The following is a 21,716-nucleotide window of genomic DNA, read 5'->3' as shown; positions in this document are numbered from 1 at the left end:
CACCGACGGCGAGCACCACGCCCGCCACGGTCCCGACGGTCCGGCGCACCCGGGCGGCCCGCCCTGCCCGCCGCAACGCCCGCCGTAGCACCTGCCGCGATGTCTGCCGTACTGCCCCCATGACGGCAGCGTGCCATCGTCGCGCCCGTGGCGGTAGTACGCATCGGGGCACTCAGGGCAGCCCTGGCGCGAACCGGGGGCAGACCTGGCGCAGTCCTGGGCCGTTGTGAGCCGGGCTCGGGTCAGCCGACCAGCAGCCGCCACTCCTGGAGTTCCACCAGGTTGCCCTCGGGGTCCTTGAGGTGGGCCACGCGCATGCGTTCGGTCTGTGGGGCGGGTCCGTGCAGAAGGGTCGCGCCGCGGGCCGCTATGCGGGCGCAGTAGTCGTCCAGATCGTCCACCCGCAGCACGACCAGCGAGCGGTGCCCGGTGGCCGGTTCGCCCGTCTCATCGAGGAGCGCGGCCATCGCGGCCCGGTCCTGGAGGGCGATCCCGGCGGCCCCGGCGGCTCCGGTGGCGGGGCTGAATCTCTCGTACGGTCCCCCGGTCGCCCCCGACCGGGGTTTGAGGCCGAGGACGTCGGCGTAGAAGCGGTAGCAGGCGGTGAAGTCGGTGACCAGCAGTCTGACGTGGGCGAGTTCCATGACGTCCTCCCGCGTGGAGATCAGAACGACCAGCGTCCGGTGCGGCCCAGCAGCAGTGCCGCGGCGGCGGTGCCGGCGGTCGAGGTGCGCAGCACGGTCGGCCCGAGCCGGTACGCCCGCGCCCCCGCCGCGTCGAAGAGTGCCAGTTCCTCGGGGGACACGCCTCCTTCGGGGCCGACGACGATCACGATGTGGCCCTCGGCGGGCAGTTCGGCTGCGGCCAGGGCCGCTTCGCCGCTCTCGTGGAGTACGGCGGTGAAGTCGGCGGTGGCGAGCAGTTCGGCGACCTGCTTGCCGGACATCAGGCCGGCGACCTCGGGGAAACGCACCCGGCGGGACTGTTTACCGGCCTCGCGGGCCGTGTTGCGCCACTTCGCCAGCCCTCTGGCGACGCGCTCGCCCTTCCACTGGGTGATGCAGCGGGCGGCGGCCCAGGGCACGATCGCGTCGACGCCGACCTCGGTCATGGTCTCGACGGCGACCTCTCCCCGGTCACCCTTGGGGAGGGCCTGTACGACGGTGAGGCGGGGCTCGGGGGCCGGTTCCTCTGCGATGCTGTCCAGGAGGACGATCAGCCGGTCCTTGCCCTCGGTGCCGAGGACCGTGCAGTCGGCCCACCGTCCGGCCCCGTCGGTGAGGATCACGTCCTCGCCGGGGCGCAGCCGCTTCACGGAGACCGCGTGCCGTCCCTCGGGCCCGTCCAGGACGTAGCGTCCGCCGTCCCCGGCGTGGAAGTGCTCGACGACGAAGACGGGGGCGGTCATCGGGCGTCCCCTCCGGCGGACAGCGCCGTCCCGGTCGCGGTCAGTTCGGCGACCAGCACCTCGACCAGTTGCGCGGCGGGCATCTCGCGGGCCAGCCGGTGGCCCTGTCCGGCCCACAGGGCCATGCCCTGGGCGTCCCCGGCCTTGGCGGCGGCCTTGCGCAGCGGCGCGGTCAGGTGGTGGATCTCGGGGTAGGCGGAGGGCGCGTACGGGCCGTGCTCGCGCAGGAAGCGGTTGACCAGGCCGCGGGCGGGGCGGCCGGAGAAGGCGCGGGTGAGCTGGGTGCGGCCGAACAGCGGGTCGGTCAGGGCCCGCTTGTGCAGGGGGTTGGCGCCGGACTCGGGGGTGATGAGGAAGGCGGTGCCGAGCTGGGCGGCCTGGGCGCCGGCGGCGAGGACGGCGGCGATCTGCGAGCCGCGCATGATGCCTCCGGCGGCGACGACCGGCAGGGCGACGGCCTCACGGACCTGGGCGACCAGTGACAGCAGGCCGAGTCCCGATCCGTCGTTCTCGGGTATGTCCCGGTGGGTGCCCTGATGGCCGCCGGCCTCCACGCCCTGCGCGATCACCGCGTCCGCGCCGGCCCGCTGCGCGGCGAGGGCCTCCTCCGGGGTGGTGACGGTGACCAGGGTGAGGGTCCCGACCCGGCGCAGCGACTCCAGCACCTCGGGGGTGGGCACACCGAAGTGGAACGAGACCACGGGCACCGGGTTGTCGAGGAGCACGGCGAGCTTGGCGTCGTAGCCGTCGTCGCGTCCGCTGTCGGGGTCGCCCAGCTCGGCCTCGTACCAGGCGGCCTCGCCGGCCAGCTGATGGGCGTAGACGTCGACGGCGGCGGGGTCGGCGGTGTCCGGCTGGGGCATGAAGAGGTTGACCCCGAAGGGCTTGTTCGTCAGCGTCCGCAGCTGCTTGATCTCCTGGTACATGCCGTCGGCCGTCTTGTACCCGGCGGCGAGGAACCCGAGCCCGCCGGCCTCGGACACGGCGAGCGCGAGATGCGGCACGGAGACGCCGCCCGCCATGGGGGCCTGCACGATCGGGTGCGGAAAGAGATCGGTCAGCGCGGAGGACATGACCGCATGTTGTCACGTCGCTCGGACAAGTCCGAATCCACCCTTACGGTTGGCATAGTCCCCCGGCATAGGGACGGATCGGGACAACGCAGGGCGGGGGGCGGGGGGTGCCGGGGAGCACGGCGAGTAGTGGGGGGGGAGGGACGCGGGTGGCAGGAGGCGGGGGGTGGGGGACACGGGTGCCGGGACGCGGGGGCCGGGGAGGCGAGTGCCGGGACGCGAGGGCCGGGACGCGAGGGCCGGGACGCGAGGGCCGGGGAGGCGAGTGCCGGGACGCGAGGGCCGGGACGCGAGGGCCGGGGAGGCGAGTGCCGGGCGGGCTGGCCCGGGGCACACCGATGCCCGCCGATTCGCCAGAGCAGGGCGCCTTGTCCGAGCCGCGAGCTGCTCACCCGAGCCGAGCGACTCACCCGAGCTACGAGCGGTTTGCCCGAGCCGAGCGACTTGCCAAGCCGGGCACACCGCCCGGGGACGCGTACACCAATACCCGCCGACTTGCCCGAGCCGAGCGGTTTACCCGAACCGGGCTGCCCACCCGAGCCGGGCGACTTCGTCGACCGCGAGCCCACGTGAGGGCGGCTGCCACGGAACCCCGTCGGATTTCCTGGGCACGCACGCCCGCAAAGCCGGTCGGCCCCTCCCAGGGCTCCCCGAAGTCCATCGGCCTTCCCAGGCCGAACGGCCCCGAAGCCCCTCGGCCCCTCCCGGGGCGGGCGTCGGCGCCCCTCGGACGATCCGGGAACAGCGACCCCACTCCCCGCAAACCCCTCCGGGCCAAGCACCCCCCGCACGCCTCCCGGGCCACCCCGGGGCGCTGCCCCCGAGGCCCATCGGCCCGTCCCCCGGACGCGGCGCAGCCAATGCCCACCCACGGCACCCCAGCGGCAGCGCGCCGGCGCGAGTCATCGCCCGTTGAACGCGTCCTTCAACCGCGAGAACAACCCCTGCTGGCCCGGCTGGAACTGCCCCGTGGGCCGTTCCTCGCCGCGCAGCTTCGCCAGTTCACGCAGCAGGCGTTCCTGCTCCGGGTCGAGCTTGGTCGGGGTCATCACCTCGACGTGGACGATCAGGTCGCCCCGGCCGCCGCCGCGCAGATGCGTGACGCCCCGGCCGTGCAACGGGATCGACTGACCGGACTGGGTGCCGGGCCGGATGTCGACCTCCTCCATGCCGTCGAGGGTCTCCAGCGGCACCTTGGTGCCGAGGGAGGCCGCGGTCATGGGGATGGTGACCGTGCAGTGCAGATCGTCGCCGCGCCGCTGGAACATCGCGTGCGGCAGTTCGTGGATCTCGACGTAGAGGTCACCGGCGGGTCCGCCGCCGGGCCCGACCTCGCCCTCACCGGCGAGCTGGATACGGGTGCCGTTGTCGACACCGGCCGGGATCTTCACGGTGAGCGTGCGCCGCGAGCGGACCCGGCCGTCACCGGCGCACTCGGGGCACGGGGTGGGGACGACCGTGCCGAAGCCCTGGCACTGCGGACAGGGCCGGGAGGTCATGACCTGGCCCAGGAAGGACCGGGTGACCTGCGAGACCTCGCCCCGGCCGCGGCACATGTCACAGGTCTGCGCGGTGGTGCCGGGGGCCGCGCCCTCGCCGTTGCAGGTGGCGCAGACGATCGCCGTGTCGACCTGGATGTCCTTGGTCGTGCCGAACGCGGCCTCGTCCAGCTCGATCTCGATCCGGATCATGGCGTCCTGGCCGCGGCGGGTGCGCGAGCGCGGTCCGCGCTGCGACGCCGTGCCGAAGAACGCGTCCATGATGTCCGAGAAGTTCCCGAAGCCACCGGCGCCGAAGCCGGCGCCCGCGCCGCCCGCCTGCGAGAGGGGGTCGCCGCCGAGGTCGTAGACCTGCTTCTTCTGCGGATCCGACAGCACCTCGTAAGCGGCGTTGATCTCCTTGAACCGCTCCTGGGTCTTCGGATCCGGGTTGACGTCCGGATGCAGCTCGCGCGCGAGCCGGCGGAACGCCTTCTTGATCTCATCCTGCGACGCGTCGCGGCGCACACCGAGAACTGCGTAATAGTCCGTGGCCACTTACGACTCCGCCAGGATCTGTCCGACGTAACGTGCCACTGCCCGTACCGCTCCCATCGTTCCCGGGTAATCCATGCGGGTCGGTCCGACCACGCCGAGCTTGGCAACCGCCTCGCCGCCCGAACCGTAGCCCACGGACACGACCGACGTGGAGTTGAGTCCCTCATGGGCGTTCTCGTGACCGATCCGCACGGTCATGCCCGAATCCTTCGCCTCGCCAAGCAACTTGAGGAGGACGACCTGTTCTTCCAGCGCCTCCAGGACGGGCCGGATGGTGAGGGGGAAATCATGTCCGAAGCGGGTGATGTTGGCGGTGCCGCCGATCATCAGCCGCTCCTCGGTCTGCTCCACCAGCGTCTCCAGAAGTGTGGAGAGTACCGTCTGGACCGTACCCCGATCCTCGGCGTCGAAGCTCTCCGGCAGATCCTGGACGAGCGGCGGCACGTCCGGGAACCGGCGCCCGGCCACCCGGCTGTTCAGCCGGGCCCGCAGATCGGCGAGGGCGATCTCGCCGAAGGGCGCCGGGCAGTCCACCATCCGCTGTTCGACCCGGCCGGTGTCGGTGATCAGCACCAGCATCAGCCGCGCGGGCGCCAGCGCCAGCAGCTCGACATGGCGCACGGTGGACCGGGTCAGCGACGGGTACTGCACCACGGCGACCTGCCGGGTGAGCTGGGCGAGCAGCCGTACCGTCCGCCCCACCACGTCGTCGAGGTCGACCGCCCCGTCCAGGAAGCTCTGGATCGCGCGCCGCTCGGCGCCGGACATCGGCTTGACCTCGGCGAGCTTGTCGACGAACAGCCGGTAGCCCTTGTCCGTCGGGATCCGCCCGGCGGAGGTGTGCGGCTGCGCGATGAAGCCCTCGTCCTCCAGGGCCGCCATGTCATTGCGCACGGTGGCCGGGGAGACGCCCAGGTTGTGCCGCTCGGTGAGCGCCTTGGAGCCGACGGGCTCCTCGGTGCCGACGTAGTCCTGGACGATGGCGCGCAGTACCTGAAGTCTTCGTTCACTGAGCATCGGCGCACACCTCCAGCAGTCGTCGTCCCGCTCGCCGTCTTCCCTGGCACTCGACGCCCCCGAGTGCCAGCCCTGCCCGGCCAGTGTACGGCCGTCCGGCACGCCCGGGGCAAGACCGGCCATGACGGGGCCCCGCGGCGGGCGCACCGCCCGTGTCGCTACCGCTAGCGTCGCCGTATGACGGTGACTTGGGAAGAGCTGGGCTGGGAGCGGCTGGGGCCCGGCGTCGGACGGTGCCGGCTGCCGCGGTGGGACTGCACGGTCGGCCTGGTGGCCGGCGAGGGGGCGGTGCTGCTGATCGACGCGGGGTCGAGCCTGCGCGAGGGCGCCGGGCTGCGGGCCCGCGCGCAGGCGCTCACGGGTCGCCGTGTGACCCATCTCGCGCTCACCCATCCGCACTTCGACCATGTCTTCGGCGCGGCGGCCTTCGCGGGCGCGGACGTGTTCGGCGCGGTCGGCGTGGACACGGCGCTGACCGGGCGGCACGCGCGCGAGGAGCTGCGCCGGGACGCGGTGCGGCACGGTCTGCCCGAGGCGGACGCGTCGCAGGCCGTACGGGCGTTGTCCGCGCCCGGCCGTCCGGTCGCCGGTGAGTGGACCCTGGACCTCGGCGGCGGCCGGCAGGCGCTGCTGGCGAACGTCGGCCCCGGCCACACCGCCCACGACCTCGCCGTCCTGGTCCCCGGCGAGCGCGAGGTGGTGTTCTGCGGCGACCTGGTCGAGGAGTCGGGGCCACCCCAGGCGGGCCCGGACGCGGTGCCGTCGCGCTGGCCGGACGCCCTGGACCGGCTGCTGGCGCTGGGCGGCGAGGACGCGCTGTACGTGCCCGGTCACGGAGCGGTGGTGGGGGCGGCGTTCGTACGGGAGCAGCGGGACGCGCTGGCCGCGCGTTTCGGCGTGTCGGGGTGAGCGGGCACCCGTCGGGGGCCCGTTTCTCCTATCGTCGTGCGAATGCGCCCGTACTCTCCGGACCTGACCCCGCCGTGGAAGAAGCAGCGGCCCGCCCCCGAGGTCCCGGCGGAGGCCGGTCTGGTGGTGGAGGAGCCCGCCACCGGTTTCTGCGGCGCGGTGATCCGCTGCGAGGCGGGCACGGTCACCCTGGAGGACCGCTTCGGCAAGCACCGCGTCTTCCCGCTCCAGCCGCGCGGTTTCCTGCTGGAGGGCCGGCCCGTCACCCTCGTACGCCCCACGGGTGACAGCGCTCCGCTACGTCCCTCCCGTACCGCGTCCGGTTCGGTCGCCGTGCCCGGCGCTCGGGCCCGGGTCGCCCGCGCGGGCCGCATCTACGTGGAGGGCCGGCACGACGCCGAGCTGGTCGAGAAGGTGTGGGGCGACGATCTGCGGATCGAGGGCGTCGTCGTGGAGTACCTGGAGGGCGTGGACGACCTGCCGTCGATCGTGTCGGCCTTCGGTCCCGGCCCCGATGCCCGCCTGGGCGTCCTGGTGGACCATCTGGTGCCCGGCACCAAGGAGTGGCGTATCGCCCGGTCGGTGACCAGCGAGCACGCGCTGGTGGTGGGGCATCCGTACATCGACATCTGGGAGGCGGTGAAGCCGTCGGCCCTGGGGATCGAGGGCTGGCCGCGGGTGCCGCGCGGGCAGGACTGGAAGACGGGGGTGTGCCGGGCGCTGGGCTGGCCGTCGCAGAACACGGGCGCGGTGTGGCAGGCGATCCTGGGGCGGGTGGGGTCCTACCGGGATCTGGAGCCGGAGTTGCTGGGGAGGGTGGAGGAGCTGATCGATTTCGTCACGGATAGCGGTGGGGCCTGACATCGGGGTACGTACCGAACTCGCTGGTGTCCAACTCGACGCCCAGGATGTCGAGCGGCATCGCCTCGCCGAACTTCGCGATGTGCTGTACCCGGTAGTCGGCTGCCTCGCCCTTCCCCTCCGGCTTCGTCAGCAGGACGCACTGCCCCATGATCGGGTCGATGACCAGATAGGCGGGCACCTTGCCTGCCGCGTAGACGGATCGTTTGAGGGCGTAGTCACGGTAGACGCTGGTCTTCGAGACGACCTCCACGGCCATCGTGATCAACGGGCACGGCAGGAGACGTCCGGAACTGGGCAGGACGTCCCGCGCCACGACCACCAGGTCGGGAACAGGCTCGCTCGCCTCGTCGAGTACATCCACGTCCTGAGTCTGCAGGGGATACCAGCGATCCAGCGGGATCTGCCTCTCGGTGAGGAGCACGATCAGGTTGTGCACCAGATCAGGGCTGGCCATCATCACGATTTCTCCCCGCAGAAGCTCCACCTTGAGTCCGTCGGGCGGCTCAAATCGCGCGAGGAACTCTGCGACTCCACGTTCGTCCACAGCGGTCATCTCCGTGGCCTCCACATTCGCCGCGTACTGTCCGCGGCAGCTTAGGGATCAGGTTAGGCACCGAACCCTCGTTCCGCACCGATTCACTCGCCGGAGTGATCAGTCCACTCCCCGGGGTGATCAGTCCACCAGATCCCTGACCACCCCGTCCGCCAGCAACCGCCCCCGCAGCGTCAGCACCGCGCGCCCCTGCCCGTACGCCCCCTCGTCCAGCAGCCCCTCCCCGAGGGCCCGGCGGGAGGCCGCGAGCCCCTGTGTCCGCAGCAGCGCCAGCGGTACTCCTTCCCGCAGCCGCAGCTCCAGCAGGATCCGCTCGACCCGCCGGTCCTCGTCGGCCAGCAGTTCCCGCCCGGCGCCCGGGGAGCGCCCCGCCGCCAGGGCGGAGGCGTACGCGCCCGGATGCTTCACGTTCCACCAGCGCACCCCGCCCACGTGGGAGTGGGCGCCGGGCCCGGCGCCCCACCAGTCGGCGCCCCGCCAGTACAGCTCGTTGTGCAGACAGCGGCCCGCGTCCGAGGTGGCCCAGTTCGACACCTCGTACCAGTCGAATCCGGCCGCCGACAGCACGGACTCGGCGATCAGATAGCGGTCGGCGTGGACGTCGTCGTCGGTCATCGGGACCTCACCGCGCCGGATCCGCCGGGCGAGCTGGGTGCCCTCCTCCACGATCAGGGCGTACGCGCTGATGTGGTCCGGTCCGGCGCCCAGGGCGGCGTCCAGCGAGGCCCGCCAGTCGTCGTCGGACTCGCCGGGCGTGCCGTAGATCAGATCGAGGTTGACGTGCGCGAAGCCCGCCGCGCGGGCCTCCGCGACACAGCGCTCGGGGCGGCCGGGGGTGTGGGTGCGGTCGAGCACCTTCAGGACATGCTGCCGGGCGCTCTGCATACCGAAGGAGACCCGGTTGAAGCCGCCCGCGCGCAGCTCGGCGAGATACGCCGGGTCGACCGACTCCGGGTTCGCCTCCGTCGTGACCTCCGCGTCCGCCGCCAGCCCGAACTCGTCACGGATCGCCCCCAGCATCCGTACGAGATCGGCGGCGGCCAGCAGGGTGGGCGTACCGCCGCCGACGAAGACCGTACGGACCGGGCGGGGGTCGTCGCCCAGGACCTTGCGGGCGAGGCGGATCTCGTCGATCAGGGTGTCGGCGTAGTTGTCGCGGGAGGCGAGGACGCCGCCGGTGCCGCGCAGCTCGGTCGCCGTGTAGGTGTTGAAGTCGCAGTAGCCGCAGCGGGTCGCGCAGTACGGCACGTGGAGGTAGAAGCCGAGGGGGCGGTCCGCGGCCCCGGCGAGCGCGGACGCGGGCAGCGAGCCGTCGGCGGGGACGGGGTCGCCGTCGGGGAGAGCGGAGGGCATGCGTTCCATTGTCCCGCACCGGGGCGCTGCCCTGGACCGACGCGTGCCCTTGACCGGCCTGGTACCCCGGACCGGCCCGATCTCCCGCACCGGTCCGTTCTCCCACACCGGCTCGTCGTCCCGCACCGGCCTGGTGCCCCGCACGGGCCTGGTGCCCGGACCAGCCCGCTCTCCCACACGACCCGTCGTCCCACACCAGGCTCGCCCTCCCCCACCGACCTCGCGTCCCGGACCGGCCCGTCGTCCCCACCGGCCCGTTCTCCCACACCGGCCCGATCTCCCACACCGGCCCGTCTTCCCACACCGGCCCGATCTCCATCACCGACCCGGTGTTCCGGACCGGCCCGATCTCCCCTCCCGGCGCCGGGCCTGGCCCCTCACCGGGCCGGTCCCCCACCTGCCGGGGGCCTGTTCGCGCTCCCCCGCCCGGGACCAGTCCGCCACCCGCCGGGGCCCTATTCCGCCTGGAGGACCAGCAGGGCGAGGTCGTCCTCCGGTGGGCCGCCGCCGAACTCGTGCACGAGTTGGCTGATCCGGTCGGCGATGCGGTCCGCGCTGAGTCCGGCGCAGCCCGCGAGGGCGGTGGCCAGCCCGTCGCCGTCGTCGAACTGGCGTGATCCGCTGCGCCGCTCGGTCACCCCGTCGGTGACGCACAGCAGGCTGTCGCCGGACCGCAGCTCGAAGGTCTCGCTGGTGTACATCTCGTCCTCGACCACCCCGAGCAGGGTCTGCGGCACGGCGGCCGTACGGACGCTGCCGTCGGACCCGAGCAGCAGCGGCAGCGGATGTCCGGCGGAGGCGACGGTGCAGCGGACGCCGCCGTCGAAGAGGGTCAGCTCGCCGTAGAGGAGGGAGAGGAAGCGGGTCTGCGGGCCGTCGAAGGGGGCGACGGGACCGGCGAGGGCGCGGGCGGCGGCGTCGGCGGCCTCCGTGGCGTCGTCGAGAAGAAGCTGGTTGAGCCGGTCGAGGACATCGGCGACGCGGTAGCCCTCGCGGGCCAGCAGCCGCAGCCAGGGCCGGGCCAGGCCGATGACGACGGCCGCCTCGGGGCCCTTGCCCTGGACATCGCCGACGGCGAAGCACCAGCGGCCGTCGGCGGCCGGGAAGAGGTCGTAGAAGTCGCCGCTGGGGCCGCCCTTGTCGCACGGCTCGTAGACGAGGGCGCTGCGCACCCCGGGGATCTCGGCGACGGCGCCGGGCAGCAGTCCGCGCTGGAGGACGGCGCTGATGGTGGCCTGGCGGGCGTACTGCCGGGCGGCGCCGATGGCGAGCGCGACCCGGCGGCTGAGGTCCTCGACCAGTCCGACCACCTCGTCCGGGAAGCGGGGCACGCCGGACCGCCCGATCACCAGCGTGCCCAGCGGCCGGCCGCCCGCGATCAGCCGGTAGGCCAGCGCCGATCCCTGCGCGCAGGGTCCGCCGAGGCTCTGCCCCGGCCAGGGGTAGGGCGCGGGGCCGGACGATATGCCTTCGCCGCCGCGTGGCGGCTCCTTCTCCAGGGCGTGGCGGAGTTCCTCGATACGGTCCTCGCTGCCGTGCCAGACGCGGGCGAGCCGGGCGCCGGGCGCGGCGGCGCCCCAGCCGCGGCCCATGGCCTCGTCCTCCAGCCAGATCGCGCACCAGTCGGCGAGCCGCGGGACCAGGAGCTGTCCGGTGAGCGCGGCGACGAGATCCTCGTCCAGCTGCCCGGCGAGCAGATCGGACGCCTCGGCGAGGAAGGTCAGCGCGCCCCGGCCCAGCCAGTCGCGGTCCCCGTCCCCGCGCCGGGTCTCGGGGGCGAGCAGTGCGGCGAGTCCGGGGCCGCGCGGATCGTCGTACGACTCGATGTCCTCGGCGGGCAGCCGGGCCCAGACCGTCTTGCCGTCCCGGCGGTAGGTGACGCCCCACTCCAGCGACAGCGCGGCGACCATGCGCAGGCCGCGGCCGTACTCGGGGGTGTCGTCGGGGGGCTCGGCGTCAGTGTCCGTACCGGCGTCGCGCGGGGCGCGTGAGGGGTGGTGGTCGCCGACCTCGACGAGCAGGGCGCCGGTGCGCAGGTCGAGCCGGCAGACCAGCTCGATGTCCGTACGGGCGTGGACGACGGCGTTGGTCACCAGCTCGCTGACCACGGCGAGGGCGTCGTCCACCTGCCGGACGCCGGGCCGCCGACCGCCGGGCGGCTCCCGCCCGCCCCAGTCGGCCAGCGCGGCCCGGACCAGCCCACGGGCGGTGCCGGGGGCGAGGGGGCCGCCGGCGAGGGTGGTCCGCAGAGCGGGGTCCTCACCTGGTCCCTCGAAGCCTGGCACGGGCACGTCGGAGGCAAGGGAAACGGCCCCTTCGGCAATCTCCCGTTGCGCCGGAATGGCCCCCATGGGCAGCTCCCCGAACGGCTCGGACGAAAACCCCGCGATCGATGCCGCCAGGGTGACAGACCGACCCCGCCCATAAGCGCCGAGTTACCGAAGTGGGCCGCGATAAGAGAGATCCGTGCCAGCCGAGTACCCGAATGCGGACGCATTCGACCACGAAAGCAACGTCCGGTGTCCAAGTCCGAGGAGCAGCATCGAAACCGGGGCCGGGCCGCCCGACCCGAAAGGGGCGCGGGGAACTGCGCGACAAGCCACGACGAACCCGCACCCGCCGACGAGCCGAACCCCCCACCCCCGCCCGCGTCCTACTTCTCGCGGGCGCCCTCGTACATCTCCTCCAGCAGATGCCGATACTCCCGCTCCACCACCGGCCGCTTCAGCTTCAGGCTCGGCGTGATCTCCCCGTGCTCCACGTCCAGATCCCGCGGCAGCAGCCGGAACTTCTTGATCGTCTGCCACCGCTGGAGCCCGGCGTTGAGCTGCCGCACGTACTCCTCGACCATCGCCACGGTCGCCGGGGCGGCCACGATCTCGGCGTACGTCCGGCGCTCCAGGCCGTTCTCCCGGGCCCACTGCGTGAGCGAGACCTCGTCGAGGGCGATCAGCGCGGTGCAGTAGTTCCGGTCGGCCCCGTGCACCAGGATGTTGGAGACGTACGGGCACACCGCCTTGAACGATCCCTCGATCTCGGTCGGCGCGATGTACTTGCCGCCCGAGGTCTTGAAGAGGTCCTTCTTGCGGTCGGTGATCCGCAGATACCCGTCGGGGGACAGTTCCCCGATGTCCCCGGTGTGCAGCCACCCGTCGGGTTCCAGCACCTCCGCGGTCTGCTCGGGCAGCCCGTGGTAGCCCTCCATGATCCCGGGGCTGCGCAGGAGGATCTCCCCGTCCTCGGCGATCCGGACCTCCGTGCCGGGCAGCGGCTTGCCGACCGTGCCGGTGCGGTACGCCTCGCCGGGGTTCACGAAGGACGCGGCGGAGGACTCGGTGAGCCCGTACCCCTCCAGGATGTGGATGCCGGCGCCGGCGAAGAAGTACCCGATCTCCGGGGCCAGCGCGACCGAGCCGGACACGCAGGCCCGCAGCCGCCCGCCGAAGGCGTCCCGCAGCTTGGAGTAGACGAGCGCGTCGGCCACCTTGTGCTGGGCGCGGAGTGTGAACGGTACGTTCGCCGACCCGGTCCGCCGGAAGTTGTCCTGCGAGACCTTGGCGTACTCGCGGGCGACACCGGCCGCCCACTGGAAGATCTTGTACTTGGCGGGCCCGCCCGCACGGGCCTTGGCGGCGACCCCGTTGTAGACCTTCTCGAAGATGCGCGGCACGGCCGCCATGTACGTCGGCCGGACCACCGGCAGATTCTCGATGATCTTGTCGACCCGGCCGTCGACGGCGGTGATGTGCCCGACCTCGATATGACCCGAGGTGAGCACCTTGCCGAAGACATGGGCGAGCGGCAGCCACAGATACTGCACGTCCTCGCTGCTGATCAGCCTGGTCGCGGCGATGGCCTTCGCCATGTAGGACCAGTTGTCGTGCGGCAGCCGGACCCCCTTGGGGCGGCCGGTGGTACCGGAGGTGTAGATCAGGGTGGCGAGCTGGTCCTTGGTGATCGCGCCGACCCGCTCCTTGACCAGCTCCGGGTCCTTCTCCAGCCGGGCGGCGCCGCGTGCCTCCAGCTCGGCGAGGGTGAGCACCTGGTCGCCGGTCTCCACGCCCTGCGCGTCGATCACCACGACATGGGTCAGCTCGGGCAGCTCGGCCCGCTTGGCGAGGGCCTTGGCGGCCTGCTCGGCGTCCTCCGCGATCAGCACCCGACTGCCGGAGTCGGCGAGGATGTACGCCGATTCGTCGGCGTTGGTCTGCGGATAGACGGTGGTGGTGGCGGCACCCGCGCACATGATGCCGAGGTCGGCGAGCATCCATTCGATCCGGGTGGCGGAGGCCAGCGCGACCCGCTCCTCGGGGCCGACGCCCAGCTCGATCAGCCCGGCCGCCATCGCGTAGACCCGCTCGGCGGCCTGCGCCCAGGTCAGCGACTTCCAGTCGTCCGGGCCCTGTCCGGAGGCGGACGGCACCGGGTAGCGGTAGGCCTCGGCGTCCGGTGTGGCGGACACACGTTCCAGGAAGAGACCCGCGACGGACGGCGGCCGGTTCTCGATCAAACTCTGTGTGTCGGTCACGACATCCTCCGGGGCGGCTGTTGTCACTCGCTGCGCCCGTTCCTACCCACGCGCCCTTGTTTAACTCGCGAGTAACCAGCGGGCAGGGACAGAGTAGAGCCCGACCGGCCGGTACGTAAGGCTCCGCGCCCCGCCACTTCGGACCTGCCCGTCCCCCGGGCCCACCGCACCGGTGGGCGGCGGACCCGAGGGCCGGGGAAGATCGCTCCCGGCGCGCTGCTTCTTACTACTTCCTGCTGCCTACTACTTCCTGCCGCCCACTACTTCCTGCCGCCCACTACTTCCTGCCGCTTACTACTTCCCGCTGCTTATTACTTTCTGCTACCGCCTACTACTTCCTGCTACTTCTTGCTCCTGGGGGAGCTGTCGTCGCTGGAGAGCACCGCGATGAAGGCCTCCTGGGGTACCTCCACGGCCCCCACCATCTTCATCCGCTTCTTGCCTTCCTTCTGCTTCTCCAGCAGCTTGCGCTTACGCGAGATGTCACCGCCGTAGCACTTGGCGAGGACGTCCTTGCGGATGGCGCGGATGGTCTCGCGGGCGATCACCCGGGAGCCGATCGCGGCCTGCACCGGCACCTCGAAGTTCTGCCGCGGGATCAGCTCCTTGAGCTTGGCGACCAGCCGGACCCCGTACGCGTACGCCTGGTCCTTGTGGGTGATCGCCGAGAAGGCGTCCACCTTGTCGCCGTGCAGCAGGATGTCGACCTTGACGAGGGAACTGGCCTGCTCACCCGTGGGCTCGTAGTCCAGGGAGGCATAGCCGCGGGTCTTGGACTTCAGCTGGTCGAAGAAGTCGAAGACGATCTCCGCGAGGGGGAGGGTGTAGCGGATCTCCACCCGGTCCTCGGAGAGATAGTCCATGCCGAGCAGGGTGCCGCGCCGGGTCTGGCACAGCTCCATGATCGCGCCGATGAACTCGGTCGGCGCCAGGATGGTGGCCCGCACCATCGGCTCGAAGACCTCGTCGATCTTCCCCTCGGGGAACTCGCTGGGGTTGGTGACGACGATCTCGGCGCCGTCCTCCAGGATCACCCGGTAGACCACGTTGGGCGCGGTGGCGATGAGATCGAGCCCGAACTCGCGCTCCAGCCGCTCCCGGACCACATCGAGGTGCAGCAGCCCCAGGAAGCCGACGCGGAAGCCGAAGCCGAGGGCGGCGGAGGTCTCCGGCTCGTACACCAGGGCGGCGTCGTTGAGCTGGAGCTTATCGAGGGCCTCGCGCAGCTCGGGGTAGTCGGACCCGTCGAGCGGATAGAGCCCGGAGAAGACCATGGGCTTGGGGTCCTTGTACCCGCCGAGCGCCTCGGTGGCCCCCTTGTGCTGGCTGGTGACGGTGTCACCGACCTTGGACTGGCGGACGTCCTTCACGCCGGTGATCAGATAGCCCACCTCGCCGACGCCGATCCCGTCGCCGGGCAGCATCTCGGGCGAGCTGACGCCGATCTCCAGCAGTTCGTGCGTCGCGCCGGTGGACATCATCCGGATCCGCTCACGCCGGTTGAGCTGGCCGTCGATGACCCGGACGTACGTCACGACCCCGCGGTAGGAGTCGTACACCGAGTCGAAGATCATGGCGCGGGCGGGCGCGTCCTTGACGCCGACCGGCGCCGGCACCTCGGCGACCACCTTGTCCAGCAGCGCCTCGACACCGAGCCCGGTCTTGGCGGACACCTTGAGCACATCACCCGGCTCGCACCCGACCAGATTGGCCAGCTCCTCCGCGAACTTCTCGGGCTGCGCGGCGGGCAGATCGATCTTGTTGAGTACGGGGATGATGGTGAGGTCGTTCTCCATCGCCAGGTAGAGATTGGCGAGGGTCTGGGCCTCGATGCCCTGGGCGGCGTCGACGAGGAGGACCGTGCCCTCGCACGCGGCGAGGGACCGCGAGACCTCATAGGTGAAGTCGACGTGCCCCGGGGTGTCGATCATGTTGAGGATGTGCGTGTTGCTCTTGTCGTGGGTGGGAGCCCACGGCAGTCGCACCGCCTGGGACTTGATCGTGATGCCGCGCTCGCGCTCGATGTCCATCCGGTCGAGGTACTGAGCACGCATCTGCCGCTGCTCGACCACCCCGGTGAGCTGGAGCATCCGGTCGGCGAGCGTGGACTTGCCGTGGTCGATGTGCGCGATGATGCAGAAGTTGCGGATCAGCGCCGGGTCGGTACGGCTCGGCTCGGGCACATGGTTAGGGGTCGCGGGCACGCAGGGTCCTGTCTCTTGAGGCGCCTTGTGCCTCGGGTCGGATCGATACGTAGGTTCCATGGTCCCATGGGCACCGACCGGCGACGCTGCCATGGTCCCTCCGGGCGGGGATCGGCGATGATTCCGGGCGCCTCGGGGCAGGGATCGGCGACCCTTCCAGGGGGCCTCGGGGCACTGGCCGGCGACGCTGCCATGGTCCCCGGGCGGCGATCGGCGACGATTCCGGACGCCTCGGGGCACCGACCGGCGACCCTTCCAGGGTCCCTCGGGCGGCGATCGGCGACCGGTTTGGGCCGCTCGTGGGCCCGCTGGTAGCATGGGCGGCTGTGTCTCATGCCCTCTCCGCAGGAGGCACTCCCCAAGAAATCACCGGCACACCACCGGTACATCACCGGCGTGGGACCCGTGCGGTCCCGGGCCAGAACCTGAGAAGGCTCCTTCGTGGCGAACATCAAGTCCCAGATCAAGCGGATCAAGACCAACGAGAAGGCCCGGCTGCGCAACAAGGCCGTGAAGTCCTCCCTGAAGACCGCGGTCCGCAAGGCTCGCGAGGCCGCTGCCGCGGGTGACATCGAGAAGGCCACCGAGTACCAGCGCGCCGCCGCGCGCCAGCTCGACAAGGCCGTCTCCAAGGGCGTCATCCACAAGAACCAGGCCGCCAACAAGAAGTCGGCCCTGGCGACGAAGGTCTCGACCCTCAAGGGCTGAACGCTCTCTTGATCTGCCGGACCTTGAACCCGACGTTTGCGGGTTTCGGGGCCTGGTCGTGGAGTCTGTCCGAGTCTGTGTAGCGGGGCCTGATTTTTGGGGCTGTGGGGCGGTGCCTGTTTTTTCGGGGGCCGCCTGGCAGGACCTTTTTGGGGGTCCGGCCAGCGGGATTCGGTCTTGGGTCTCCGGTCCTACTGGGTCTCCGGACCCTTGCCGGGTCTCCAGCTCTGCCAGGTCTACAGCTCCGCCGGGTCTCCGGCCTCCTACCGGGTCGCAAGGTCCACCCGGGCCCATAGGGCCCATCGGGATCCTCCGTTGGATCCCGGCCGCCGGAAGGACGAGGGCGGGCCCTCTCTCATCCGCCCCCGACCGGCACCCCCGAGGTTTCGCGCGGCCTGCGTTCGCCACGCGGGCGAAACCTCATCGACGTAACCGAAGGCCCCGACTGCCGCCCGTTTCCGGGTGGCGGGCGGGGCCTTTTGGGGTTCTTCGGGTTCATTTCGGTGACGTGGGCTGGGGTGAGGTGGGGGTGAGGGGTGGAGGGAGGTGGGGGAATGGTTGGGGTTCGGGGGTGCGGATTGGGGGGGTGGGGGTCGAGGCCGGGACTGGGGTGGTGGGAGGGCCGGGTTTGTGGGCGGGACCCGAGGCGATGGGTGGGGCGCGGTATGTGAGCGGGAGCGGCACGCGGGGAGCCCGGCATGTCGGGCAGGGCCCGGCACGCGGGCGGGAGCCACTACGCGGGCCCGGCGGTGAGCCAGGCCCGGCACGCGGCCGGGACCCGAGCGGGCGCGTTCCGGCCCGGCACAACGAGCAGAGTCCAGCCCATGGGCGGCAGCCGATACGCGGGCGAGAGCCGGGGCCGAGGCCGAGGCATTGGGCGAGACTCCGACCCGCACGCAAGGTCCGGTCGATGGCCAAGGCTCCGGTGACCGAGGCACGGGCCAACAGGGCCCCAGCCACATGGCCAAGGCTCTCTCCGGTCCAGGGCCACCGCACAGCCCCCGAAGCCAATCCACCCGACAGAGGCCAATCCACCCGACGGAGTCAACCGGCACAACCGAAATCAACCGATACGACCGAAATCAATCGGTACAACCGGAGTCAATGACCGACCCCGATCCCACGACCCACCCCGACCCCACGGCCACGTCCGATTCAGCGGGCAGATCGCCGAGCATCACGGGCGGCACGCTTGATCTCCCAGGCGTCGGCCACGGGGCCCATGTGGGCCAGCTTGTCGGGGTTGATCACCGAGCGGACGGTCTGGATCCGCCCGTCGAGGATCTCCAGCACCAGCGTGCCGAACACCTTGCCGTCCCGGTCGCGCAGCACCGCCCCCGGCTGGGCGTTCACCGCCCGGGGCTCGATCACCACACCGACCGAGCCGAGGAGCGGTGCGAACCAGGCCAGCACCCGCGCGGCGTTCTCCGCGCCGAGGATCGGCTTGGCGAACTGCGGTGCCTTGCCACCCCCGTCCCCGACCACCACGACATCCGCGGCGAGCAGCTCCCGCAGCCCATCGACGTCCCCCTCCCGAAAAGCGTCGAAGAACCGTCCCGCCAGTTCCTCCCGCTCCTGCCGGTCGGCGTCGAACCGGGGCCGCCCCTCCTCCATGTGCCGCCGCGCCCGTACCGCCAGCTGCCGGCAGGCGGCCTCGGAGCGCCCCACGGCCGAGGCGACCTCCGGGAACCCGAACCCGAACACCTCCCGCAGCACAAACACGGCCCGCTCCAGCGGACTCAGCCGCTCCAGCAGCAGCAACGCCGCCATCGACAGGGAGTCCGCCAGCTCCGCCGACCGCTCGGGATCCTCGTAGGGATCACTCAGCAGCGGCTCCGGGAACCACGGGCCGACATACGCCTCCCGCCGTACCCGCGCCGACCGCAGCACATCGACCGAGATCCGGGTGACGACGGTCGAGAGATAAGCCTTCACCGACCGCGGACGCGTCTCGGCACCCTCAAGACGCAGCCACGTCTCCTGCACCGCGTCCTCGGCCTCCGCCACGCTGCCGAGAATCCGGTACGCGATGGAGAACAGCAGTGGCCGCAGCTCCTCGAACTCCTCGAAATCGTCTCTCACAACCCCGACGCCTCCGCCTTCCCCAGGGAGCGTTCCTCCAGAAGAACGCATCTCCCCTTGGAGACGAGACAGACCACGCCCACTGTGACACGACACCCGCACAAGACCCGCCCAGTACCAGAGCGCCTCGCCGCCCAACCCACCCCGCCCCGCACTTGAGCATCCGGCCGGCAAATCCAGCCCGTCCGGCGTTTGAGGACGAGGCCCTTTCGGGGCCGACAGGGGGTCAAGGGGCACAGCCCCTGGCGGGGCCGAAGGGGCGGAGCCCCTGGGACGGGACGGGTAGGGGCGGCGGGGGCGAACAACTCCACGACAGCCCCCACTCACCCCACCTCCGAATCCCCCACCCGCCCCGCCCTACCGCCCCCGACTCCGCGCAGCCCGCGCAACCGTCACCACGGCCTTCTCCAACGCATACCCGGGATCGTCCCCGCCCCCCTTAACGCCCGCATCCGCCTCCGCGACAGCCCGCAACGCCACGGACACCCCATCCGGCGTCCATCCCCGCATCTGCTGCCGCACCCGATCGATCTTCCACGGCGGCATCCCCAACTCCCGCGCAAGATCCCCCGGCCGCCCGCCCCGGGCCGACGACAGCTTCCCGATCGCCCGCACCCCCTGCGCCAACGCACTGGTGATCAGCACCGGCGCCACCCCCGTGGCCAACGACCACCGCAGCGCCTCCAGCGCCTCCGCGGCCCGCCCCTCCACCGCCCGATCGGCGACGGTGAAGCTGGACGCCTCCGCCCGCCCCGTGTAGTACCGCCCGACGACCGCCTCGTCGATCGTCCCCTCGATATCCGCGACCAACTGCGCCGCCGCGGACGCCAGCTCCCGCAGATCACTCCCGAGAGCATCGACCAGCGCCTGACACGCCTCCGGCGTGGCCGACCGCCCGAGCGCCCGGAACTCACCTCTGACGAACGCCAGCCGATCCGCCGGCTTCGTCATCTTCGGGCACGCCACCTCCCGCGCCCCCGCCTTGCGCGCCGCGTCCAGCAGGGCCTTGCCCTTGGCCGCACCGGCGTGCAGCAGCACCAGCGTGATCTCCTCGGCGGGAGCCCCGAGATACTTCTTGACGTCCTTGATCGTGTCGGCCGAGAGATCCTGTGCGTTGCGTACGACCACGACCTTGCGCTCCGCGAAGAGCGAGGGACTCGTCAGCTCGGCGAGCGTGCCGGGCTGCAACTGGTCCGAAGCCAGATCCCGTACGTCCGTGTCCGCGTCGGCGGCCCTGGCGGCGGCCACCACCTCCTGCACGGCACGGTCGAGCAGAAGGTCCTCCTGGCCCACGGCAAGGGTCACCGGGGCGAGAGGGTCGTCGTTTGCAGTCTTCTTGGCCATCCCGACAAGCATGGCACGCACCACTGACAACGCCGCCCGGCCCGCCACCCCCAGGCCCACCCGGGCACCACACGCACGCAGACCCGACAGCCCACCGAACACAGGGTCACCAGAGCGCAGAACACAAGGTCACCCAAGTACAGAACACAAGGTCAGCCGGGCACAGCCCCTACGGCTCCTCCCGCCACCCGTCCCACTCCCCCGCGAACGCGTCCAGCTCGGCGGCGTCGAGCCGCCCGTCCTCGTCCCGCAGGACCAGCAGCCACTGCGCGTCCTCGGCATCGTCCTCACCGGCCAGCGCGTCCCGCACCAGCCGCGGCTCCTCGGCGATCCCGAACCGCTCCCCGAGCGCCTCGGCGGCGTCCTCCGCGGCCTCACGGTCGGGCAGCACCAGCACATGCCTCACATCACTCACAGCGCCATCTTCCGCCACCGGCGCCCCGCCCCGAACGAGCCCCGCAGTCCCTCAGTCCCGCAGCCCCGCAGCCCCGCAGCCCCACCGCCCCCTACTTCGGCACGATCTGCACATCCAGCGCAATCCGAATGCTCGGCCCGACCACCGCGATCCCGCGCGCCAGCATCGTCTGCCAGCTCACGGTGAAGTCGTCCCGATGCAGCTCGGTGGTGGCGCGGCACGCGGCCCGCACCTCGCCCTCCATGCCGTTGCCCTGGCCCAGATACTCCGTTTCGAGCGTGACCGTCCGCGTCACACCGTGCAGCGACAGCGCCCCGGTGACCGCCCACTTGTTCCCGCCCCGGTGCGCGAACCGGTCGCTGTAGAACTCAAGCGTCGGGAACCGCTCCACGTCCAGAAAGTCCGCCGACCGCAGATGGTCGTCCCGCATCCGCACATTCGTGTCGATGGACGCCGCGTCGATCACCACATGCATCGCCGACTGCTCCATCCGGTCGGCGATCCGCACCGCCCCGGCGAACGCGTTGAACCGACCGTGGATCCGGGCCAGCCCGATGTGCCGTGCGGTGAAGGCGATGGAGGAGTGCATCGGCTCCACCTCCCAGTCACCGGGGGCCGGCAGCCCGGGCGGCGCGGCGACCTGGAGCGTCACATCGCCCAGCGAGGCGAGCGCGTCCTCGGCGACGGTCGCGCTGCCCCGGAACGGTGTGAACCCGTCCGCCGACACCGCCAGCCGGTACTCCCCGGCCGGGACCGCCGTGATGAACGACCCGAAGGGATCCGTGCCCCCGCTCACCACCGTGCGCCCCATGGCGTCGCTGACCACGAACTCCGCGTTGCGCACCGGCTCGTTGACCGGGTCGATCACCCGGCAGCTGAGAACTCCCGCCTGTGGTGGGGTCCGGACCGCCGCCAGCGGACTCGTCCGTTGCACCCGCTTCGTCCGGCTTCCCAGCCAGCGGCCGATCATCTGCGACACCTCTGCACCACTCGACGTCCCCGTTACCGAAGAAACATTCGACCATCGATGTGGCTTTCGAGGCAACACGAGTCCACATGGCTGGAAACCAGCACGTGCGCTCGGACTACACCCGAGTAGCCCCTTACACACTCTTTGTACAGATAACGCACAGAAACCTACTGAACAGCCCTAAGCAAACCCGACCTTCAGCCACCCTCAGCCACCTTCAGCCCCCCGACCGACCACCGGACCAAAGACCGC

Annotated in this window: 17 protein-coding genes; 3 read left to right on the top strand and 14 right to left on the bottom strand. The window is 71.5% G+C overall.

All coding sequences use genetic code 11. The features are described 5' to 3' along the window. Positions 1-242: 242 nt before the first annotated feature. The 5 genes from ACFXAZ_RS21415 to hrcA form a co-directional block, all read right to left on the bottom strand. Positions 243-644 carry a VOC family protein gene (locus ACFXAZ_RS21415; protein ID WP_384593389.1) on the bottom strand — a complete coding sequence of 134 codons (402 nt, stop codon included), beginning with the start codon at positions 642-644 and terminating at the stop codon, positions 243-245. Between the two features lie 20 nt (positions 645-664). Next, a complete protein-coding gene (locus ACFXAZ_RS21410; protein ID WP_384593386.1) occupies positions 665-1,408 on the bottom strand; it encodes a 16S rRNA (uracil(1498)-N(3))-methyltransferase in 744 nt (247 codons plus the stop codon). Next, positions 1,405-2,481, bottom strand: a complete 1,077-nt coding sequence (locus tag ACFXAZ_RS21405; protein ID WP_384593383.1) for a nitronate monooxygenase — start codon at positions 2,479-2,481, stop codon at positions 1,405-1,407. The genes ACFXAZ_RS21410 and ACFXAZ_RS21405 overlap by 4 nt, the downstream gene beginning before the upstream one ends. 902 nt (positions 2,482-3,383) lie before the next feature. Next, positions 3,384-4,517 carry a molecular chaperone DnaJ gene (dnaJ, locus tag ACFXAZ_RS21400; protein ID WP_384593380.1) on the bottom strand — a complete coding sequence of 378 codons (1,134 nt, stop codon included), beginning with the start codon at positions 4,515-4,517 and terminating at the stop codon, positions 3,384-3,386. Then, positions 4,518-5,534, bottom strand: coding sequence for a heat-inducible transcriptional repressor HrcA (hrcA, locus tag ACFXAZ_RS21395; protein ID WP_382689029.1), 1,017 nt, complete (start codon positions 5,532-5,534; stop codon positions 4,518-4,520). 177 nt (positions 5,535-5,711) lie between these two features. On the opposite strand from hrcA, the gene ACFXAZ_RS21390 reads away from it, so the two are divergent. Continuing rightward, positions 5,712-6,443: an MBL fold metallo-hydrolase gene (locus tag ACFXAZ_RS21390; protein ID WP_384593377.1), complete on the top strand. Its 732-nt coding sequence runs from the start codon at positions 5,712-5,714 to the stop codon at positions 6,441-6,443. Positions 6,444-6,485: 42 nt separating this feature from the next. Continuing rightward, positions 6,486-7,304 (top strand): DUF3097 domain-containing protein, encoded by an 819-nt coding sequence (locus ACFXAZ_RS21385; RefSeq protein WP_384593374.1) that lies wholly within the window; start codon positions 6,486-6,488, stop codon positions 7,302-7,304. On the opposite strand, the gene ACFXAZ_RS21380 is transcribed toward ACFXAZ_RS21385, so the two are convergent. The 5 genes from ACFXAZ_RS21380 to lepA form a co-directional block, all read right to left on the bottom strand. Beyond that, positions 7,282-7,860, bottom strand: coding sequence for a Uma2 family endonuclease (locus tag ACFXAZ_RS21380; RefSeq protein WP_384593371.1), 579 nt, complete (start codon positions 7,858-7,860; stop codon positions 7,282-7,284). The two genes, ACFXAZ_RS21385 and ACFXAZ_RS21380, sit on opposite strands and share 23 nt — an antisense overlap. A gap of 120 nt (positions 7,861-7,980) precedes the next feature. Beyond that, positions 7,981-9,213, bottom strand: coding sequence for a radical SAM family heme chaperone HemW (gene hemW, locus ACFXAZ_RS21375; RefSeq protein ID WP_384593368.1), 1,233 nt, complete (start codon positions 9,211-9,213; stop codon positions 7,981-7,983). A 455-nt stretch (positions 9,214-9,668) separates the two neighbouring features. Continuing rightward, entirely contained in the window at positions 9,669-11,564 is a 1,896-nt protein-coding gene (locus ACFXAZ_RS21370) for a SpoIIE family protein phosphatase (protein ID WP_384593365.1), read from the bottom strand. Positions 11,565-11,866: 302 nt separating this feature from the next. Next, positions 11,867-13,741 carry an AMP-dependent synthetase/ligase gene (locus ACFXAZ_RS21365; protein ID WP_384593362.1) on the bottom strand — a complete coding sequence of 625 codons (1,875 nt, stop codon included), beginning with the start codon at positions 13,739-13,741 and terminating at the stop codon, positions 11,867-11,869. A 341-nt stretch (positions 13,742-14,082) separates the two neighbouring features. Beyond that, positions 14,083-15,945: a translation elongation factor 4 gene (gene lepA / locus ACFXAZ_RS21360; RefSeq protein ID WP_384593359.1), complete on the bottom strand. Its 1,863-nt coding sequence runs from the start codon at positions 15,943-15,945 to the stop codon at positions 14,083-14,085. A gap of 441 nt (positions 15,946-16,386) precedes the next feature. Between lepA and rpsT the strand changes: the two genes are divergently transcribed. Further along, on the top strand, positions 16,387-16,653 hold the full coding sequence (gene rpsT / locus ACFXAZ_RS21355) for a 30S ribosomal protein S20 (RefSeq protein ID WP_384593357.1): 267 nt from the start codon (positions 16,387-16,389) through the stop codon (positions 16,651-16,653). A 1,155-nt stretch (positions 16,654-17,808) separates the two neighbouring features. Here rpsT and ACFXAZ_RS21350 read toward each other — a convergent pair. The 4 genes from ACFXAZ_RS21350 to ACFXAZ_RS21335 all read right to left on the bottom strand — a co-directional run bounded on the left by ACFXAZ_RS21350 (position 17,809) and on the right by ACFXAZ_RS21335 (position 21,464). Then, positions 17,809-18,735 carry an RNA polymerase sigma-70 factor gene (locus tag ACFXAZ_RS21350; protein ID WP_384593354.1) on the bottom strand — a complete coding sequence of 309 codons (927 nt, stop codon included), beginning with the start codon at positions 18,733-18,735 and terminating at the stop codon, positions 17,809-17,811. Between the two features lie 357 nt (positions 18,736-19,092). Further along, positions 19,093-20,079 carry a DNA polymerase III subunit delta gene (gene holA / locus ACFXAZ_RS21345; protein ID WP_384593351.1) on the bottom strand — a complete coding sequence of 329 codons (987 nt, stop codon included), beginning with the start codon at positions 20,077-20,079 and terminating at the stop codon, positions 19,093-19,095. Between the two features lie 169 nt (positions 20,080-20,248). Further along, entirely contained in the window at positions 20,249-20,494 is a 246-nt protein-coding gene (locus tag ACFXAZ_RS21340; protein WP_382689001.1) for a hypothetical protein, read from the bottom strand. A 91-nt stretch (positions 20,495-20,585) separates the two neighbouring features. After that, entirely contained in the window at positions 20,586-21,464 is an 879-nt protein-coding gene (locus ACFXAZ_RS21335; protein ID WP_384593394.1) for a YceI family protein, read from the bottom strand. Positions 21,465-21,716 lie beyond the last annotated feature (252 nt).

Source organism: Streptomyces sp. NPDC059477 (assembly GCF_042749375.1).
In the GTDB taxonomy this organism is placed as follows: Bacteria; Actinomycetota; Actinomycetes; order Streptomycetales; family Streptomycetaceae; genus Streptomyces.
Note: the sequence above shows the minus strand (reverse complement) of the source record. Positions and strands in the feature narration are given on the sequence as shown.

Excerpts from the sequence above, each read along its gene's own strand:
- ACFXAZ_RS21385 (WP_384593374.1), top strand. The coding sequence starts at position 6,486 with ATGCGCCCGTACTCTCCGGACCTGACCCCGCCGTGGAAGAAGCAGCGG.
- ACFXAZ_RS21405 (WP_384593383.1), bottom strand. The coding sequence starts at position 2,481 with ATGTCCTCCGCGCTGACCGATCTCTTTCCGCACCCGATCGTGCAGGCC.
- ACFXAZ_RS21370 (WP_384593365.1), bottom strand. The coding sequence starts at position 11,564 with ATGGGGGCCATTCCGGCGCAACGGGAGATTGCCGAAGGGGCCGTTTCC.
- ACFXAZ_RS21380 (WP_384593371.1), bottom strand. The coding sequence starts at position 7,860 with ATGACCGCTGTGGACGAACGTGGAGTCGCAGAGTTCCTCGCGCGATTT.
- ACFXAZ_RS21335 (WP_384593394.1), bottom strand. The coding sequence starts at position 21,464 with ATGATCGGCCGCTGGCTGGGAAGCCGGACGAAGCGGGTGCAACGGACG.
- hrcA (WP_382689029.1), bottom strand. The coding sequence starts at position 5,534 with ATGCTCAGTGAACGAAGACTTCAGGTACTGCGCGCCATCGTCCAGGAC.
- ACFXAZ_RS21415 (WP_384593389.1), bottom strand. The coding sequence starts at position 644 with ATGGAACTCGCCCACGTCAGACTGCTGGTCACCGACTTCACCGCCTGC.
- ACFXAZ_RS21390 (WP_384593377.1), top strand. The coding sequence starts at position 5,712 with ATGACGGTGACTTGGGAAGAGCTGGGCTGGGAGCGGCTGGGGCCCGGC.
- hemW (WP_384593368.1), bottom strand. The coding sequence starts at position 9,213 with ATGCCCTCCGCTCTCCCCGACGGCGACCCCGTCCCCGCCGACGGCTCG.
- holA (WP_384593351.1), bottom strand. The coding sequence starts at position 20,079 with ATGGCCAAGAAGACTGCAAACGACGACCCTCTCGCCCCGGTGACCCTT.
- ACFXAZ_RS21410 (WP_384593386.1), bottom strand. The coding sequence starts at position 1,408 with ATGACCGCCCCCGTCTTCGTCGTCGAGCACTTCCACGCCGGGGACGGC.